Origin of the sequence: Ruthenibacterium lactatiformans, from assembly GCF_000949455.1 — a bacterium.
Taxonomy (GTDB): Bacteria; Bacillota; Clostridia; order Oscillospirales; family Ruminococcaceae; genus Ruthenibacterium; species Ruthenibacterium lactatiformans.
Window position 1 is genome coordinate 1 of the sequence record NZ_JXXK01000003.1, and the last position, 18,491, is coordinate 18,491.

Here is an 18,491-nt window from a genome sequence, read left to right on the forward strand (position 1 = left end):
TTTAGTCTTCTTTTGAACCACTCGCCTAGCGAGTGGTTTTCGACATACAAAAATGCCCCGTCCTATAGACGGGGCATTTGCAGTTGCATACATTCAGCGGTTGGGGTTGACGATATTGCGCCAGTCCAGATCGCCGCGCTCCAGGCCATGGATGAGTACCTCGGCCGTGGCGATATTGGTCGCGATGGGGATATTGTGTACGTCGCACAGGCGCAGCAGATTCATTTCATTGGGCTCATGGGGCTTCGCGCTGATCGGGTCTCTGAAGAAGAGCAGCAGGTCGATCTCGTTGCAGGCGATGCGCGCAGCGATCTGCTGGTCGCCCCCATGGGTGCCGGACAGAAAACGCTGGATGCGCAGGCCCGTGGCCTCCGCCACAAGCTTGCCCGTCGTACCTGTCGCGCACAGATCGTGCTGGGAAAGCACGCGGCAGTATGCAATACAGAACTGCACCATCAGTTCCTTCTTGGAATCGTGCGCGATCAACGCGATGTTCATTTGGGCATCCTCCTCATATTTATCGAATCACGAGCGGCGTATATTGTCCGCACAGGCGTGCGGCAATGGCGCGCAGCGCCAGACGGGGCCTGCCCGCCGGAGCCAGCGGCGCGCCTGTCGCGCCCGCTTTTTGTATTTCGGTGCTGAACGGCACCACCCCGATGAGCTGTGCGCCCACGGTGTCGATGCATTCGTCCAGGCTTTGTATGCCGCAGTTTGCCAGCGTGCGCGGCACCTTGTTGATGATAAGACGTATTTCCGGGCACCCGCCCGCCTCCAGCGCGTCGCACACAATGCGTCCGTCGCGGATGGATACAGGGTCCGGCGTAAGTACAAGCAGCGCGCGGTGGGCCACGCCCATCGCCGCCTCAAACGGAACGCCCATGCCCGCCGCAGTGTCCAGCACAATGGTGTCGAACACAGGGCCGACCTTTTCTACAAACACGCGCAGCGCTGCCGGCAGGATATGTCCGCCGGAGTACGGAGCCGAGATCACATACAGGTTGCGGTACACAGGGCTTTCCACCACGGCCTTGCCGGCTTCGCAGCGGCCGTTCAGCACGTCCTCCACGTCGTACACAGTCTTGCCGTATACGCCCGCGATATAATCCACGCTGCGCAGGCCGGAATCCAGCTCCACAAGCAAAACACGCCTGCCGCGCGCGGCAAGCTCGGCCCCCAGCAGCACAGCTACCGTGCTTTTGCCGGTGCCGCCTTTGCCCGAGGCGACCATGATCACATTCGCGCCCATGTCGTCCCTTTCCCTAAAATTCACACGCAGGGCCTATACCCCACTCTGCTCCTCAGTATATCACAAAAAAGCTGTTTGTACAACAAAATTTTTTGGCACATTCACAGAAAAAAGCCAATCTCCCGCCGGCTTTTCTGTTGCGCCGCCCTTTTTTGCCTGCCGCGCGTCCATTTGTAAAATTTTGTACAGGCTGGTTCAGGCAGCTCAAAGCACGTCCAGCTCTTTCAGCGCATTGTACACACGGGACACCGGGAAGCCCATCACATTGAAATAGCAGCCCTCGATACCCGCCACAAATTTGGCCGCGCCGTTCTGCACGCCGTAGGCCCCGGCCTTGTCGTAGGGGTCGTCTGTCGCAATGTACGCCTCGATCTCCGCGTCCGAAAGCGCGCCGAACACCACTTTTGTGGTTGCGGCGAAGCACAGCTCCCGTCCCTGTGCGGCAATGCACACGCCTGTGTGCACCAGGTGGCCCCTGCCCGCCAGAACGCGTATCATGCGCCGCGCGTCGTCCCGGTCCGCAGGCTTGCCGAAAACCGCGCCGTCCACGTCCACCACCGTATCGCAGCCGATGACCACATCCTCAGGGCAGCTCTCCGCCACGGCGCGGCATTTGGCAGCGGCCAGCTTCTGTGCCAGAAGCGCGGGCGTTTCGGCACGGATGGCCCGTTCGTCCACGTCGCTGGTGCGCACCGTGTAATCCGGTGTGATAAGCGCCATCAGCTCCCTGCGGCGGGGCGACGATGAAGCCAGGATAATTCCCATGTCAGGTCCCTTCTTTCCGTAAAAGCGCCGGGCCGCAGCTCAGCGCAGGTTCGTTTTGTTGTAGCAGAAAATGGCCAGCGCGATGGTGATGATCTGCGCCACGCTGATGCCCATGGAAAAGCCGAACGTCAGCTTGATGACCGAGAGATCCAGCACAAATGGGCTGTCGGCGTTGAAGCCAATGGAGCTGGAATACGCCAGCCAGCTGAGGAACGGGATATTGGCGCACAGGTTGGCAAGCATGCCGCCCAGCACGATTCCTGCAAGAATAAAAAAGATCAAAAGCAGATTACGCTTGAGTTTCATGGTTCCCCCTCCTTTTCACTGCCGTCCTGTGGAGCCGAAGCCGCCCGTGCCGCGCTCTGTGTCGGTGAGCGTTTCAACCTCCAGCATGTCGGGCAAGGCAACGGGCATCACCGCAAGCTGGGCGATGCGCTCGCCGTTCTGCACCGTATAGGGCTTGTCCGAAAGATTCACCAGCCCCACCGAGATCTCGCCCCGGTAGTCGGAATCAATGACACCCACGCCGTTGGACAGCGTCAGCCCGTTTTTTACGGCAAGGCCGCTGCGCGCAAACACCAGCGCCACATATTCGGGCCCCGGAAGTTCCACGGCGATGCCCGTAGGGATCACCGCACGCCCCATGGGCTGCAGGGTAACGCCTTCGTCACCGCACACGGCGCGCAGGTCCGCCGCCGCGCTGCCGGGCGTGGCCCGGCCGGGCAATGCCGCCCCCGGACGCACTTTTTTGTATTTCAAAACCATATCTCAAACCTCCCAATTCCAGCTTGTCAAAAAGCTTTGCTTTTCCGCCGAGTTGTTTACAAACAGGTCTTTCGGCCCCCTTCGCCACGCACGGCAGTCTTCGTCCGCCGCTTCGCTCTGCACACCCCGGCATCGGCCCTGCGGAACGCCGCGGGGCATTTTGAATGAAAAAAGCATCTTCGCACAAAGGGACCGCGCTCTCGGCGCGGCATCCGCACAGGAGGCTCTGCAGCGCTCCGGCACGCGCCTGCGGGCGCAGCAACCGCCCATTTTTTCGGCATTTGCCGCACGGCACGCACTTTGCCTTGCAAAGATGCGCGGCTTTCCCGCCGCCGGCCTTCCCCGGGCGCTTTTTTCCTCCTTGCTTTTTCTACAGGCTTAATTCGTCCCCTTATAATACAGGCCCCGGGTGAACGGACCGTCAAAAGGCAGGCCCTCCCGCACCAGCGCCAGCACCTCCCGCACGCGCGCCGCCGTTTCGATGGTGAAATACAGCAGCGGCAGCTCCACGGGCAGTTCCTTCAGACGGTCCCCCACATAAATCGGGATGGGATTGTACACGGTGCGCGCGCCCGCAGGGCCGCTGCACCGCACCGGAAAACGCATGCCCTTCCGGTCCAGCAGCTCGCCCTTTCGGTCACAGCCTCCGCAGTCCCGCACATTCTGCAGCGGGCATGCCCGCGTCAGCATCAGGGGCATATGCCCGTAAGCAAGAGCCAGCACGGGCACCGGCGCGGAAATGCGCGCCATATCCTCCAGCGTCAGCTCCGGCGAGAGCGTCAGCATCCGCGCGCCCAGCGCGGCGTACTCTTTTGCAGAGAGCGGATTCGTCACATTCAACCCGAAGCCTCCCGCCAGCGGCAGGCCCTCCAGCGTGGTAAACTGAGCGATATTTTCCGCCACATAGCCCGCAAAGCCCGCGTCCCGGCTCTCGAACGCGGCGCGCGCCGAAGCCTCCTCGGCTCCGCCGAACAAAGCCCGAGGCGCCTCCAGCCAGGTTCTGCTCCTCAGCTCCGGCGGCACGTCCCGCCACTGGGCCAGCGGCATAATGAACCATGCCGCGTCCTGTGGGGTCTCCCGCGGCAGCTGCGCCGCATGCGCGAGCCGGACGGCATATCCTTCCTGCTTTGCAGCACGGGCCGGCGCCTCCAGCAAAGCCTGCGGCACTTTTGCGCACGGGATGGGGCGTGGCTGCTCCCGCTTTGCCAGCAGGGACTCCAGCGCCCGACGGCGCAGCTCGTTCACCTCGCTGCCCGGCAGGAACCACTGTGCGCCCCGCACCGCGACCTCCTGCGGAAAAAACGGGGTCCCGCCCATTTTTTCCAGCGAGCGGCGGTAAGCCGCCCGCGCCTCCTCCGGCGGCTTCTGCCCGGGCTGGGGCTGCCGCTCCCCGTACACCACCGCACGGTTGCCGTCGGCGTCCCGGACGGCCAGCTTCGCGCCGTCCTCTTCCAAAGTCAGCTCCAGCCCCACGCCCACGCGGGGGCGTTCGCGGCGGTACAGCTCCCGCAGGCGCGGCGCCGCCGCCTTCGCGGCGGCGGCGTCTCCTTCGGTGCGTGTGCCGAACATGCTCCCGTTCCGAGCTCCAGTTAAATAACCATCTGTAAAACCAGAACGTGAAAATACATCTTGTAAAAGCCGTGTGTCATACGGTTCACCCGCCCGCGCCAGCAGACAGGCATTGACAGCCGCGGCCACATATTCCGGCGGGCGCAGCCGTCCCTCGATCTTCACACTGGCCACGCCCGCGGCGGAAAGCTGCGGCAGATGACCGATGACAGACATGTCCTTGAGGCTCAGATGATGCCCCGCGGCCGGCCCGGGCGTGCCCGATGCGTCGAAGGGCAGACGGCACGGCCCCGCGCATCCGCCCCGGTTGCCGCTGCGCCCTCCCAGGAACGCACTCATATAGCACTGGCCCGAAACGCTCATGCACAGCGCGCCGTGGACGAAGGTCTCGGTCTCAATTCCGCAGCCCGCAGTGATGCCGGCGATCTCGGACAGCGTCAGCTCACGCGCCAAAATCACGCGTGTAAAACCCAGTGCGGCCAGACGGCGCGCACCGTCCAGGCTCTGCACGCTCATCTGCGTGGAGCCGTGCAGCGCCAGGCCCGGCGCCATTCGGCGCACAAGCGCGGCCACGGCCAGATCCTGCGTGATGACGGCGTCAGCCCCGGCAGCCGCAATACCGGCCACCGCCTCGGCAAGAGCTGTCAGCTCACCGGGATACAGCGTGGTGTTCAGCGTTACATACACGCGCACGTCCCGGGCATGACAAAAAGCCACCGCCTGCCGCAGGCCTTCGGTGGTAAAATTGCCCGCCGTGCGGCGGGCATTGAAATTTTGAAGCCCGAGGTACACGGCGTCCGCTCCCGCAAAAACGGCTGCGCAGAGCATGTCGGCATTGCCGGCGGGCGCCAGTATCTCGGGCCTTGTGGAATTGCTGTGGCTCGGCATTACTTCTTCTCTTTCAAATAGCCGATCTCGCGGCGCAGGCGCTCCACCTCGCGGCGGGCCTCCTCGGCAGCCAGCTTGGCCTTGGCGGCGTCCTCCAGGTAATCCTTGATCTGCGCGCGCATGTTGTCCGCACCGCTGGTGCTCTTTTTCAGCTCGTCCAGATAACCCAGCGCGGTGATGACGGCCGCCGTCGTGACGGAAGCCGTGGGATTGCTGGCCAGCATCTGTGTCATATCAGAATCCAGCTTTTCAGCCAGAGACAGCACATATTCCTCGGTATCCGTCGTAGCGATGACGTAATTGGAACCGCAAATTTCAAGCTTGATCTTGTTTGCAGGCATCTTGTGTGAAACCCCTTCCTGACGATACGTCCTGTTTTATACCCATTATAAACGAATTGCCCGAAGATAGAAAGTGGATTTTTGAAACTTTTTATAAAAAAACGTATTTTGTTGAAGTAGGGCCCAAAAAATACTATAATATATAACGTGTGGGATGATTTTTCCGTCTGGCCGCGCCCTGCATGTGCGCGGTTTTTCATTCCCCCTGAAAAGAGGAGTAGATGATTTTGAACACCAGATATACCAAAAAAGAATTTGAAAAGCTGCTGACTGAAAAGCTGTTCAATGAATTCGCCATCGACATCGCGTCGGCAACGGACGAACAGATCTACCGCGCGCTTGCACTCATTGCACGGGGCATGCTCAGCGAAAAGCGCAAGCGCTTTATCGCGCGCACCTACGGCGCCAACGGCAAGCAGGTGTATTACCTGTGCATGGAATTTCTGATGGGCCGCAGCCTGAAGACCAGCCTGCTTAATCTGGGCCTGTGCGGCGTGGCGGACGAGGTGCTGCGGGATTACAGCATGAAGCTGGACAATATCTACGAGCAGGAGCCGGACGCGGGCCTGGGCAACGGCGGCCTGGGCCGTTTGGCCGCGTGCTATCTGGACGGTATGGCCACCGACGATATCCCCGGCACGGGCTATTCCATCCTGTACGAATACGGCATCTTCAAGCAGAAGATCGTGGACGGCTGGCAGCAGGAACGCGCCGACAACTGGCTGCCCGGCGGCGGCGTGTGGCTGAAAAGCCATCCGGACCAGGCCGTGGAGGTGCGCTTTGACGGAGAGATCGAGGAGAGCTGGGACGGCGTATACCACCATGTGGAGCACAAAAACTATTCCAGCGTCATCGCCGTACCCAGCGACATGTATGTGGCCGGGTACGATTCCAACGGCGTTTCCCAGCTGCGCCTGTGGCAGGCCAAGGCGCCCGGCTTCGATATGGACAGCTTCAACGCGGGCGAGTACGGCAGCGCCATCACCAAGAGCGCCAACGCCGAGCTCATCAGCAAGGTGCTGTACCCCAACGACAACCACATCGAGGGCAAGATCCTCCGTCTGCGCCAGCAGTATTTCCTGTCTGCCGCGTCCATCGGGGATATCGCCAAGAACCACCTGTCCCAGTACGGCACGCTGGAAAACCTGCCGGATAAGGTCGCCATCCACGTCAACGACACCCACCCCACGCTGGCCATTCCGGAGCTGATGCGCATTCTTTTGGACGAATGCGGCTATACTTGGGAAAAAGCCTTTGATATCACCCGCCGCACCTTCGCCTACACCAACCACACCGTCATGAGCGAAGCGCTGGAAAAGTGGAACGAGGATATTTTTAAAAAGACGTTGCCGCGCATTTACCAAATCTGCGTGGAGCTGGACCACCGCTGCCGCGCCGACCTGGAGCGCACCTTCCCCGGCGACGAGGGCAAGATCAACTACATGGCCGTTTTGGGCGACGGCCAGGTGCGCATGGCCAACATCTGCTGCTATGTGTGCCATTCCATCAACGGCGTGTCTCAGCTGCACAGCGAGATCATCAAGCAGAGCGTGTTCCACGACTATTTCCTGTACAGCCCCGAAAAATTCACCAACGTGACCAACGGCATCGCTTACCGCCGCTGGCTTCTGGCCGCCAATCCGGGCCTGACGGGCCTTCTGGAGGACACCATCGGCCCCGGCTTCAAAAAGGATGCGTCCGAGCTGAAAAAGCTGGAGAAATTCAAGGCGGACAAAAAAGTGCTCAGCGCTCTGGAGGATGTGAAGGACGCCAACAAGGTGATCTTCGCCCAGCATCTGAAGAAGGTCACCGGGCAGGAGATCGACCCGCACACACTGTTCGACGTGCAGGTCAAGCGCATGCACGAGTATAAGCGCCAGCATCTGAACGCGCTGAACATCGCGGCGCAGTACCTGTATATCAAGAACAACCCCAACGCGGACGTGGTTCCCAAAACGTATATCTTCGGAGCAAAGGCCGCGCCGGGCTACTATATGGCCAAGCAGATGATCCGCCTGATCTGCAAGCTGGGCGCGCTCATCGACGCGGACCCCATGGTGCGTGAAAAGCTGCGCGTGGTGTATCTGGAGGACTACAACGTCACCACCAGCGAGCGTCTGATGCCCGCCAGCGAAGTGAGTGAGCAGATCAGCCTTGCGGGCACCGAGGCCTCCGGCACGGGCAATATGAAGTTCATGCTGAACGGCGCGGTAACGCTGGGCACGCTGGACGGCGCGAATGTAGAGATCGCAGAGGCCGCCGGCAGGGAAAACGAGATCATCTTCGGCATGCTGACGCCCGAGGTGAACGACCTGAAGCGCTTCGGCTACCATCCCTCCGGCTTCATCAACAATTGCCCCGAGGCTGCCGAGGTGCTGGCATTTCTGGAGCGCGGCTGGGGCGGCGAGAGCTTCCATGAGATCGTGAACAACCTGCGCACCAGCGACCCATATATGGTGATGGCCGATTTTGCCGATTACCGCCGCGCCCAGAACGACCTGAGCGGGCTGTACCGAGACCGCGGCGTGTGGAACCGCATGAGCCTGATGAACATTGCCAACGCAGGCATTTTTTCAGCCGACCGGGCGGTGAACGATTACGCCCGCGATATCTGGCACGTAAAGCCCATCAAATAGATCCGCCCGCCGCATCCGTCCGTGCGTTTCCGCCCGGATGTCTGCGGACGCGACCAGCGCCCGCCAAATAAAACTGCATGGGAGCAATCGGAATGCCCGTGACCATTTTCAACAGCCAGGACACTTTTTACAAGACCCCTTTCGGTGCGGTCCGCGCCGGAGAGACCGTTGCCTTTACGCTGACGGTTCCCGTGGAGTTCGGCTGCACCACACCCTATCTGCTTTTCAACAGGGACGGCGAACAGCCGTCCCTGTTCCCGCTCCAAAAACAATACTTCCGCAACGGTATGGACGTGTTCTCCACTACGATACAGCCGCAGGAGCCAGGGCTCTATTTCTATTATTTTGACCTTTACACCGGCTACCGCAAACTATACGCCGGGCAGCTTGGCGAGGCATATGTTACAACAGGCGACGGCGAGGCCTGGCAGCTGACGGTATACGAAAAGGATTTTCAGACTCCAAGCCATCTGCGCGGCGGCGTCATTTACCAGATCTTTCCGGACCGCTTCTTTGAAAGCAACCCTCATGCTACCATGCCCTATGCCGACCGCATCTACCGCCCGGACAAGCGCAGTGAACCCTATTTCTGGCCAAACGAACAGCATGAGGGCTATTTGAACATGGACTATTACGGCGGAGACCTGCCTGGCATCCGCAAAAAGCTGACGTACCTCGCCAGCCTTGGTGTGACATGCATCTACCTCAACCCCATCTTCGAAGCCCACGCCAACCACCGTTACAACACCGCGGACTACCGCAAGGTGGACCCGGTTCTGGGGACCAACGAGGATTTTGCAGAGCTGTGCCGCGCCGCCAAAGCCCGCGGCATCGACGTCGTGCTGGACGGCGTGTTCAGCCACACCGGTTCGGATTCCGTCTACTTCAACCGCGAGGGCCGCTACGCCTCCTTCGGCGCATGGCAGGGACCGGACAGCCCGTACCGCCGCTGGTACGATTTTTCACCGAACTATCCCCACGGCTACCGCTGCTGGTGGGGCTTTGAAACGCTGCCCGAGGTGAATGAAGAGGACCGCTCCTACCGTGAGTTCATCTGCGGGGAGGGCGGCGTCATCGACTATTGGCTCGGCCTGGGGGCTTCCGGCTTTCGCCTGGATGTGGCCGACGAGCTGCCCGATGATTTTATTGAGGAGATCCGCCGCGCCGTCAAGCGTCACGGCAGCGAAAAATATCTGCTGGGCGAAGTGTGGGAGGACGCCACCAACAAGTGGAGCTACGGCCGCCGCCGCACCTACCTGCTGGGAAAAGGCCTGGATGCGGTAATGAATTATCCGTTCAAGGACGCTACGCTGGCTTTTGTGAAAGGCGGCGACGCCCGCACAGCCGCCCACGACATCATGCGTATCTGCGAGCACTACCCCGCCCCGGCACTGCATGTGCTGATGAACTTCATGTCCACCCACGATACCGTGCGCGCCATTACCGCCATCGCGGGCGAGAGCTGCGAGGGCCGTGACCGATACTGGCAGAGCGCGCGCCGCCTGACGCCCGAGCAGTATGAAAACGGCCGCCGCCTGATGACGCTGGCCTATGCGATGATCTTTACGCTGCCGGGCATCCCCAGCATCTACTATGGCGACGAGATCGGCATGCAGGGATACAAGGACCCGTTCAACCGTGCCTTTTTCGATTGGGAAAGCCGGGAAACGCGCATCCGCCCCGTGCTGCAAAACCTTGCCGCCCTGCGCAAAAGCTGCCCCGCTTTTGCCGACGGAACGCTGGCCGTCACCCAGGCACAGGGCGGCGTGCTGTGCTACGAGCGCCGCGCCGAAGCCGCCGTGGCTGCCGTGTGCATCAACCGGACCGAACAGCAGGTGCGCACCGTGCTTCTGGGACGTACCGTCGAAGTGCAGCCCTGCAGCTTTGCCGTTGTGACCGACCCGGAATGAGCTTTTCACAATACATCCGGCCTCATAATATGCAAAAACCGCGTTAGGGAAAACCTGACGCGGTTTTTGCATTTGCCCTGCTCCGTTCATCCTCAGCCCGGCGTGCCCCGGGTAAAGGACTGCTCGGCGCGCAGCGTGCCAGAGCCGTCGTACCAGCGCGCGGTGAGCGCGTTGCCTGTCTCGTCCAACACGAACACGATGTAGGAGCCGTCGTCCTGCACCCAGCATTGTACGCCTCCGTCCATCATCGTGCCCAGCGTATAATCGGTTCCGTCAAAAAAAGATTCATCCAGCAGAACGGCCCCGCCTGCGCCATCTACCCACGCGCCGCGCATCTGCCGCGCCAGCGACGGCTCTTCCGGAGCGTTTTCACCGTACAGCTCCAGCAGCAGCGCACTGCGCTCCTCGTCCCAGAAGGTATAACAGCCATCCGCTGTCGGGTCCTCGCCGTTCAGATACGAATAAAAATCCACGACCCACGTGTATGTGTCCGACACTGCAAACACGCACACCAGCACTGTATCACCCATAATCCATGAGGCGTCGGCGTATTCGGTGCCGTCGGCGTCCGGCTCGTAATCCGTGTACCATTGTACATCCTCGGCCGCCGCAAACAGCTCGTCCAGTGTGCGGGCGTCGCTGTAAAACAGGTGTGAACCGCGCAGCCGTTCTTCCAGCGTGCCGCCCGCGGCCTGTGCGGGGATATAGCCGTTGAGCAAAGCCTGGTCGCTGCCCTCGCCCCAGTGCGCTTCCAGCGCATCCGATACCGCCGCTCCGTAATGCTCCGTGCCGTAGGTGGCGTTGTCATCCGGCAGCGCCTGCGGCACGCTCTGTGCATAAGGCAGCGTGCCCGGTGCCTGATGTTGCTGCGCATCCTGCATGGCGGCGGGAAGCAGCGCTGCGACCAGCGCCACAACGGCGATGATATAAACGCCCACCCAGGCTGCCGCTCCGCCGACGACTGCGCCCGTATGCGCCGGAACGGCCGGATCACCGTGCTGCTGCTCAAAATACCGGCGGTTAAAGGTCACGCCGTTGTAAATGCTCAGTGCAATGCCCCAGACGCTCACGCCCAGGGACAGCAGCAGGATCGCGGCGATCCACACGAAAAACGCCTGCGTCGGCTCTGCGGCCCGGCCGCCGTAGCCGGCCAGCTCCACACACAGCTTTCCAAAAAAGGAAAGGCTCACGCCCAGCACGGCCAGCAGCGCCAGCCAATAGGGCAGATATGTGCGCGCAAACCGTTTGTAACAGCCGCGGTAAAGCTGATGGAACGGCCCCAGAAAGAATGCCGCCGCATTGAAGCGGCCTCTTCCGCCCGCAGCGATGTCTGCAAATTCCCGTGCGTAATAGGGCGAAACGACCCGGCCCAGCCCGGCGCCGGGTTGGAGCATGCCGTAGACACAGCCCTCCGCTTCCTGCGGGGAATACCTCTGTACAGGCGCGCTGTATGCGCCCTGCGGCGCATATGCGGGCTGCACCGGCCGCGCCTGCTGCTCCGGCGGCTCCACGCGCCCACCGCAGTTTGGGCAGTATTCGTACCCGTCCTTCAGCCTTTGTCCGCAATATCTGCATTCCATTTTTATGCCTCCCGTGCGCCGGGCCGCGGTGCCCTTTGTTCACAGATTTCCTGTTTTTGAAAGTTTTCTCGCCCAAACGCCGTATAATTCTAGAAGATATTATATACTACGCCGTGCACCGCCGCAAGCCGCCGGTTGCTGCGGCGCGCGGGAGCGCCTGCGCGAGAACCGTTGAAAGCATTCCGCATGCCTGCCGGGCCCCCGGCGGCCTATATAAATAGGTATAAAAGCGCCTGGCGGGCCGGTTTTCGGGCGGCGCGGCCCGGCCTCGCCCGGCGTTCCCCGGGTTTGATTGGGGCAGTAGCTTTGAAAAAAACGCCCCCCAAGGCCAAAACCGGGCGAAACCGGCTTTTTTTGGACTTTGTCAATCCTTTGACAAATATGGTACAATAAGAGCAAGCAGAAACCCAAACGGCACAGCCAAAAGCCCGGCTTGGCTTCTGCGGCGAAGGTCGACCGGACACCCGGCCGCAGCGTACGCCCGTACATGGTGCGCGGCGCGGCGGCAACCACGGCTGCGTTACACGGACGCGGCAGAAAGGCAGGTAAACACATTATGGCATTTACAATTTCTTCCCTGGTCTGGCTGATACTGCTCATCGCGTTCGTCGTCGTGGAGGCGCTGACGGTGAGCCTTGTCAGCATCTGGTTTGCCGCCGGGGCGGTGGCTGCGCTCATCGTCTCGGGGTTCACTTCCTCGTGGCTGGTGCAGTTCGCGGTGTTTGCGGTGGTAAGCGCCGTGGCCCTGGCCGCGACGCGCCCGCTGGTGAAAAAGCGCATGACCGCGCGCCGTGTGCCCACCAACGCGGACATCAACGTCGGCCGCAAGGCACAGGTTCTCGTTGAGGTCACGCCCGACGTTACGGGCCGTGTACGGCTGGACGGCGTGGACTGGAACGCCCGCAGCGAACAAACCATTCCCGCGGGCTCCCTGTGCGTGGTGCTGAGCGTGGACGGCGCAACGCTGACCGTGCGCCCCGACACCGCCACTGCGGCGGTATGACCCCCTGTATTCTGTTTCCGTCTTGACGGAACGTATAAAACACCCAATTTAAAGGAGGACTATCATGCTGATTCTGTTTCTGATTCTAATTGTGCTGGCGCTCGTGATCCTCATCGCGAACATCGCCATCGTTCCCCAGGCTTATTCCTATGTTGTAGAGCGCCTGGGCGTGTACTATACCACATGGGAGGCAGGCTTCCATTTCAAAACGCCGTTTGTCACGCGCATCGCCAAAAAAGTCTCCCTCAAGGAGCAGGTCGTGGACTTTAAGCCCCAGCCTGTGATCACCCGCGATAACGTGACCATGCAGATCGACACCGTGGTGTTCTTCCAGATCACCGACCCGAAGCTGTTTACCTACGGCGTGGAGCGCCCGCTCTCCGCCATTGAGAACCTGTCCGCCACCACGCTGCGCAACATCATCGGCGACATGGAGCTGGACCACACCCTCACCAGCCGTGACACCATCAACACCAAGATCACGGCCATTCTGGACGAAGCCACCGACAAATGGGGCATCAAGGTGAACCGCGTCGAAGTGAAAAACATCATCCCGCCAGCAGAGATTCAGGACGCCATGGAAAAGCAGATGAAGGCGGAACGCCAGCGCCGTGAGAGCATCCTGCGCGCCGAGGGCGAAAAGAAGAGCGCCATCCTTGTGGCCGAAGGCGAAAAAGAAAGCGCTATCCTGCGTGCCGACGCCGTGCGCGAGCAGCGCATCCGCGAGGCCGAAGGTGAAGCACAGGCGCTGATGACCGTTCAGAAGGCCCTGGCCGATTCCATCCGCCTGCTGAACGACGCGGCCCCCACCGACAAGGTGCTGGCCATCAAGAGCCTGGAAGCCCTGCAGAAGGTTGCCGACGGCAAGGCCACGAAGCTCATCATTCCCAGCGAGATCCAGAACCTGACCGGCCTGCTGGCTGCGGCCAAGGAGACCGTGACCGACGCGAAATAACGCGCCGGGGCCCAAAGCATCGTAAGCCCGGATCACGGGGCGGCGCGGTGTGCGCGCGGAAAAGTGCACGCACCGCGCCCTTTTTGTACCCGGAACCGGTTTTCACTTTCATCCAATGCACCAAAAGAGGAGGTTTTTTGCTGTGATCGTATGGATCATTGCGGCCGTTGCCGTACTGTTCATCGTGCTGGTCTTCGTCACGGGCTACGTAAAAGCGTCCCCGGACACCGCTTACATCATCTCGGGCCTGCGCAAAACGCCGAAGGTCCTCATCGGCAAGGCGGGCGTCAAAATACCGTTTTTTGAAAAAAAGGACGAGCTGAGCCTGCAGCTCATCCCCATCGACGTCAAAACATCCAGCGCCGTGCCTACGGCGGATTACATCAACATCAAGGTGGACGCCGCCGTCAATGTGAAGATCAGCGATACGCCCGACCTGCTGAACCTCGCGGCACAGAACTTTCTGAACCGCAAGGTAGACTACATTGCCAGCGTGGCCCGTGAGGTTCTGGAGGGCAACATGCGCGAGATCGTGGGCAAAATGGAGCTGCAGGAGATGGTTTCCGACCGCCAGAAATTCGCCAACCTGGTGAAAGAAAACGCCGAGCCGGACCTGGCCGCCATGGGCCTTGACATCGTCAGCTTCAACGTACAGAACTTCGTGGACGACAGCGCCGTCATCGAGAACCTGGGTGTGGACAATATCGTCAAGATCCAGAAAAACGCGGCCATTTCCCGCGCCGTGAGTGAGAAAGAGATCGCCAAGGCACGCGCCATCGCCCAGAAGGAAGCCAACGACGCCGAGGTCGCCGCCGCACAGGAGATCGCGGAGAAAAAGACGGAGCTTGCCATCCGGCAGGCCGAGCTGCAGAAGGCCACCGACACCAAAAAGGCCGAGGCCGACGCGGCGTACCGCATCCAGGAGGAGCAGCAGCGCAAATCCATTGAGATCACCACGGCTGAAGCCAACATCGCCAAGCAGGAGAAGGAGATCCTGCTCAAGCAGAAGGAAGCCGAGGTCATGGAGCAGTCCCTGGATGCCCAGGTACGGAAAAAGGCCGAAGCCGAGCGCTTTGCCCGCCAGCAGAAGGCAGACGCCGAGCTGTACGAGCGCCAGCGCGAGGCGGAGGCCAAAAAATACGAGCAGGAACAGCAGGCCGAGGCTATGAAGGTACAGGCCGAGGCTGAAAAATTCGCCCGTGCCCAGGAAGCTGAGGGCATCCGCGCCAAGGGGCTGGCTGAGGCGGAGGCCATCCGTGCCAAAGCTGTGGCGGAGGCCGAGGGCATTGAGAAAAAAGCCGAAGCCATGACGAAGATGGGCAAGGCCGCCGTGCTGGAGATGTATTTCAACGCCCTGCCCGACGTGGTGAAAAACGCCGCCGAGCCGCTGACGAAAGTGGATAAAATCACCATGTACGGCGACGGCAACAGCGCCAAGCTGACACGGGACATCATGCAGACCGTTACCCAGGTGACGGACGGCCTGAAAGAGAGCACCGGCGTGGACCTGCAGAGCGTGCTTTCCGGCTTTTTGGGCGGCAAGCTCGCGGATGCCGCCCAGCCCGCGCCCGCCGCACCGTCCAAGCCTCCCCGCGCCCCGAAGCAGAACGCCGGCACACCGGCCGAATAACGCGCTCCGCTCTTTCCCCGCGCCTATCCGGCGCGGGGACTTCTGTTTTTCGGCTCCGCTTGTGCCCTTTCGCCCAAACACACGGATAAAAACATCGAAAAATCGGCAAAAATGCACATTGTAATTGTCACGGTATTTCGGTAGAATAAAAACGTATTCTTCACAGTTTGTTAACATGTTTCAATATAACGCCGGCGATATGGGCCGGCAGTCTCTACCGGGCAAGCCGTAAACCGTCCCGACTATTGAAACAGCACGCCGCAGCTCTGCGGCCTTTGCTGTTTTATGGCGGGCTCGTTTGCCCGCCTTTTTCTTTTGTTGCGAACGGGGACGTCCCTGTTTCAGCTTAAAATTACCGAGGAGGAATATCATGGAAAAGCTCTTTCATCTGAAAGAAAACGGTACCAACGTGAAGACCGAAGTCATGGCTGGTATCACCACGTTCCTTGCGATGGCGTACATCCTGGCCGTGAACCCCAGCATGCTGGGCGACGCGGGCATGAACAGCCAGGGCGTCTTTATGGCGACTGCCCTTGCGGCGGCGGTGGCCACCATCGTGATGGCCCTTCTGGCCAACTATCCCATCGCGCTGGCTTCCGGCATGGGCCTGAACGCCTATTTTGCCTACACCATCTGCCTGGGCGAGCTGGCGGACCAGGCCAATCCCTGGCAGATCGCCCTCACCGCCATCCTGGTGGAAGGCATTATCTTCATCATTCTTTCCGCGTTCAAGTTCCGTGAGACGCTGGTCAACTGCATCCCCGAGAACCTGAAATACGGCATCACCACGGGCATCGGCCTGTTCATCACATTCATCGGCCTGCAGAACGCCGGCATCGCCGCGGCGGACGCCTCCACGAAGGTGGCTCTGGGCGACATCGCCCAGCCGCAGGTCGCGCTCGCGCTCATCGGCGTGATCATCATCGGCCTGATGCTGTACTTCAATGTCAAGGGCGCCATTCTCTGGGGCATCCTCATCACGTGGGGGCTGGGCATCATTGCGCAGTTCACGGGCTGGTATGCGGTGAACCCCGAGGCCGGCGTGTATTCGCTGCTGCCCTCCGGCTCGTTCCTGCCCAACTTTGCGGCGCTGGGCGACACCGCGTTCAAATTCGACTTCAGCTTCATGCTGAACAACACCGTTGAATTTGCAGTTATCGTGTTCGCGTTCCTGTTCGTTGACCTGTTCGACACCGTGGGCACGCTCATCGGCGTTGCCGCAAAGGGCAACATGCTGGATAAGGACGGCAAGCTGCCCCGCGTGGGCCGCGCTTTGATGGCCGACGCCATCGGCACCGTGGCGGGCGCCTGCCTGGGCACCTCCACCGTCACCAGCTATGTGGAAAGCTCCGCCGGCGTGGCCGAGGGCGGCCGCACGGGCCTCACCTCTCTCACCACGGCCGCGATGTTCATCCTCTCGCTGTTCCTGTGGCCCGTGTTCGGCGCCATCCCCAGCTTCGCCACTGCTCCGGCGCTCATCATCGTGGGCCTGTTCATGATGTCCAGCGTGCTGAAGGTGAAGTTCGAGGGCGATATGGCCGACGTGCTGGGCGCTTTTGTGGCCATCATCATGATGCCGTTCACCTATTCCATCGCCAACGGCATCATGTTCGGCATCCTGACATGGATGTTCCTGAAGATCTTCCGCGGCAAGGTCAAGGACATCCACCCCGTGATGTGGGTCGTGTTCGCGCTGTTCGTGCTGCGCATCGTCACGCTCTGCTTCTAAAATTCAGGCACTTTTCGCCCCGGCTTTGCGCCGGGGCGTTTTTTGTGCATTACAGCCCGTTTGCATGCAGTTTGCACGCGCCGATTTGTTAATTAAATATCAGCCGAATGCTTGCGAAAAAGCCGGGAAAATACTATAATAAGAAAAGACGTGGCATATTGCCCGCGCAAGACCGAAAGACAATCAAAAAGCCGCAGGAAAGGGAGAGTTACGCATATGAGCACTCTTGGCAAAAAGACAGTTGAAGATATTGAGGTAAAGGGCAGAAACGTTCTGGTCCGCTGCGATTTCAACGTCCCCATGAAGGACGGCGTCATCACCAATGACAACCGCATCGTGGCCGCTCTGCCCACCATTAAAAAGCTGATCGAGAACGGTGGCCGGGTCATTCTGTGCAGCCATCTGGGTAAGCCCAAGAACGGTCCCGAGGAAAAATTCAGTCTCGCGCCCGTCGCCGTGCGCCTCTCCGAACTGCTTGGCAAGCCCGTCGTGTTTGCCAATGACGACAATGTGGCGGGCGAAAATGCCAAAGCCGCCGTTGCCGCAATGCAGGACGGCGATGTTGTGCTGCTGCAGAACACCCGTTTCCGCAAGGAAGAAACCAAAAATCTGCCCGAGTTCTCCAAAGACCTGGCCGATCTGGTGGGTACGGACGGCGCCTATGTAAACGACGCTTTTGGCTCCGCACACCGCGCCCACTGCTCCACCGCCGGCGTTACCGACTACATCAAGGACACCGCTGTGGGCTACCTGATGGAGAAAGAGATCCGTTACCTGGGCAACGCCGTCAACGACCCTGTGCGCCCGTTCGTGGCCATCCTGGGCGGCGCGAAAGTCGCCGATAAGCTGAACGTCATTGAAAACCTGCTGAACAAGGTGGACACGCTGATCATCGGCGGCGGCATGGCTTATACGTTCCTGGCCGCCAAGGGCTGCGAAGTCGGCAAATCTCTTGTGGACCTGGAGAAGGTGGATTACTGCAAGGATATGCTGAAGAAGGCCGAGGAAAAGGGCGTTTCCCTGCTGCTGCCGGTAGACACCACCGTGGCTTCCGCCTTCCCCGACCCCATCGACGCGGAGATTGCCGTCGAAGTGGTGGATTCGGACAAGATCCCGGCCGACATGATGGGCCTTGACATCGGCCCCAAAACGATGGAGCTGTTTGCCGGCGCGGTGAAGAGCGCCAAGACCGTTGTGTGGAACGGCCCCATGGGCGTGTTCGAGAACCCGGTTCTGGCCGCCGGCACCAAGGCGGTAGCGAAAGCCCTGGCTGAAACAGACGCCACCACGGTCATCGGCGGCGGTGACAGCGCGGCTGCCGTGATGCAGCTGGGCTATGCCGACAGGATGACGCACATCTCCACGGGCGGCGGCGCCAGCCTGGAATACCTGGAGGGCAAAGAGCTGCCCGGCATCGCCTGCATCGCGGGCGCATAAGACTCTTTTGCAGGGGCGGCGGGAATCCCGCCTG

General features: G+C 60.7%; 15 protein-coding genes and 1 riboswitch. Of the genes, 7 read left to right on the forward strand and 8 right to left on the reverse strand.

What is annotated here, in order from left to right; all coding sequences use genetic code 11:
- Positions 1-93 precede the first annotated feature (93 nt).
- From mgsA to TQ39_RS03355, 7 genes are all read right to left on the reverse strand, one after another.
- Entirely contained in the window at positions 94-498 is a 405-nt protein-coding gene (gene mgsA / locus TQ39_RS03320) for a methylglyoxal synthase (protein ID WP_009321924.1), read from the reverse strand.
- Between the two features lie 19 nt (positions 499-517).
- Positions 518-1,249 (reverse strand): nucleotide-binding protein, encoded by a 732-nt coding sequence (locus TQ39_RS03325; protein WP_009321923.1) that lies wholly within the window; start codon positions 1,247-1,249, stop codon positions 518-520.
- Positions 1,250-1,453: 204 nt separating this feature from the next.
- A complete protein-coding gene (locus tag TQ39_RS03330; protein ID WP_009321922.1) occupies positions 1,454-2,014 on the reverse strand; it encodes a Maf family protein in 561 nt (186 codons plus the stop codon).
- A gap of 39 nt (positions 2,015-2,053) precedes the next feature.
- Positions 2,054-2,320, reverse strand: coding sequence for a DUF4321 domain-containing protein (locus TQ39_RS03335; RefSeq protein ID WP_009321921.1), 267 nt, complete (start codon positions 2,318-2,320; stop codon positions 2,054-2,056).
- A 15-nt stretch (positions 2,321-2,335) separates the two neighbouring features.
- Positions 2,336-2,779, reverse strand: coding sequence for a dUTP diphosphatase (gene dut / locus TQ39_RS03340; RefSeq protein WP_009321920.1), 444 nt, complete (start codon positions 2,777-2,779; stop codon positions 2,336-2,338).
- Between the two features lie 378 nt (positions 2,780-3,157).
- A complete protein-coding gene (locus tag TQ39_RS03350; RefSeq protein WP_050004564.1) occupies positions 3,158-5,236 on the reverse strand; it encodes a U32 family peptidase in 2,079 nt (692 codons plus the stop codon).
- Positions 5,236-5,577 (reverse strand): cell division protein ZapA, encoded by a 342-nt coding sequence (locus tag TQ39_RS03355; RefSeq protein WP_009321918.1) that lies wholly within the window; start codon positions 5,575-5,577, stop codon positions 5,236-5,238. The genes TQ39_RS03350 and TQ39_RS03355 overlap by 1 nt, the downstream gene beginning before the upstream one ends.
- 221 nt (positions 5,578-5,798) lie before the next feature.
- Here TQ39_RS03355 and TQ39_RS03360 point away from each other — a divergent pair, with 221 nt between their 5' ends.
- Together TQ39_RS03360 and TQ39_RS03365 are read left to right on the forward strand one after the other, a co-directional pair.
- Entirely contained in the window at positions 5,799-8,213 is a 2,415-nt protein-coding gene (locus TQ39_RS03360; protein ID WP_050004565.1) for a glycogen/starch/alpha-glucan phosphorylase, read from the forward strand.
- A gap of 92 nt (positions 8,214-8,305) precedes the next feature.
- A complete protein-coding gene (locus TQ39_RS03365) occupies positions 8,306-10,123 on the forward strand; it encodes a glycoside hydrolase family 13 protein (protein WP_050004566.1) in 1,818 nt (605 codons plus the stop codon).
- A gap of 92 nt (positions 10,124-10,215) precedes the next feature.
- On the opposite strand, the gene TQ39_RS03370 is transcribed toward TQ39_RS03365, so the two are convergent.
- Complete coding sequence (locus tag TQ39_RS03370; protein WP_050004567.1) at positions 10,216-11,703, reverse strand: zinc ribbon domain-containing protein; 1,488 nt, start codon at positions 11,701-11,703, stop codon at positions 10,216-10,218.
- 556 nt (positions 11,704-12,259) lie between these two features.
- Between TQ39_RS03370 and TQ39_RS03375 the strand changes: the two genes are divergently transcribed.
- The 5 genes from TQ39_RS03375 (at position 12,260) to TQ39_RS03400 (ending at position 18,457) form a co-directional block, all read left to right on the forward strand.
- Positions 12,260-12,706, forward strand: a complete 447-nt coding sequence (locus TQ39_RS03375) for an NfeD family protein (RefSeq protein WP_009321914.1) — start codon at positions 12,260-12,262, stop codon at positions 12,704-12,706.
- A 64-nt stretch (positions 12,707-12,770) separates the two neighbouring features.
- A complete protein-coding gene (locus TQ39_RS03380) occupies positions 12,771-13,661 on the forward strand; it encodes an SPFH domain-containing protein (RefSeq protein ID WP_009321913.1) in 891 nt (296 codons plus the stop codon).
- Positions 13,662-13,803: 142 nt separating this feature from the next.
- Complete coding sequence (locus TQ39_RS03385) at positions 13,804-15,291, forward strand: flotillin family protein (RefSeq protein WP_199488523.1); 1,488 nt, start codon at positions 13,804-13,806, stop codon at positions 15,289-15,291.
- Between the two features lie 161 nt (positions 15,292-15,452).
- A riboswitch (purine riboswitch) is annotated at positions 15,453-15,556 on the forward strand.
- Between the two features lie 105 nt (positions 15,557-15,661).
- Entirely contained in the window at positions 15,662-17,020 is a 1,359-nt protein-coding gene (locus TQ39_RS03395) for an NCS2 family permease (RefSeq protein ID WP_009321911.1), read from the forward strand.
- Positions 17,021-17,236: 216 nt separating this feature from the next.
- Positions 17,237-18,457: a phosphoglycerate kinase gene (locus tag TQ39_RS03400; protein ID WP_050004569.1), complete on the forward strand. Its 1,221-nt coding sequence runs from the start codon at positions 17,237-17,239 to the stop codon at positions 18,455-18,457.
- Positions 18,458-18,491 lie beyond the last annotated feature (34 nt).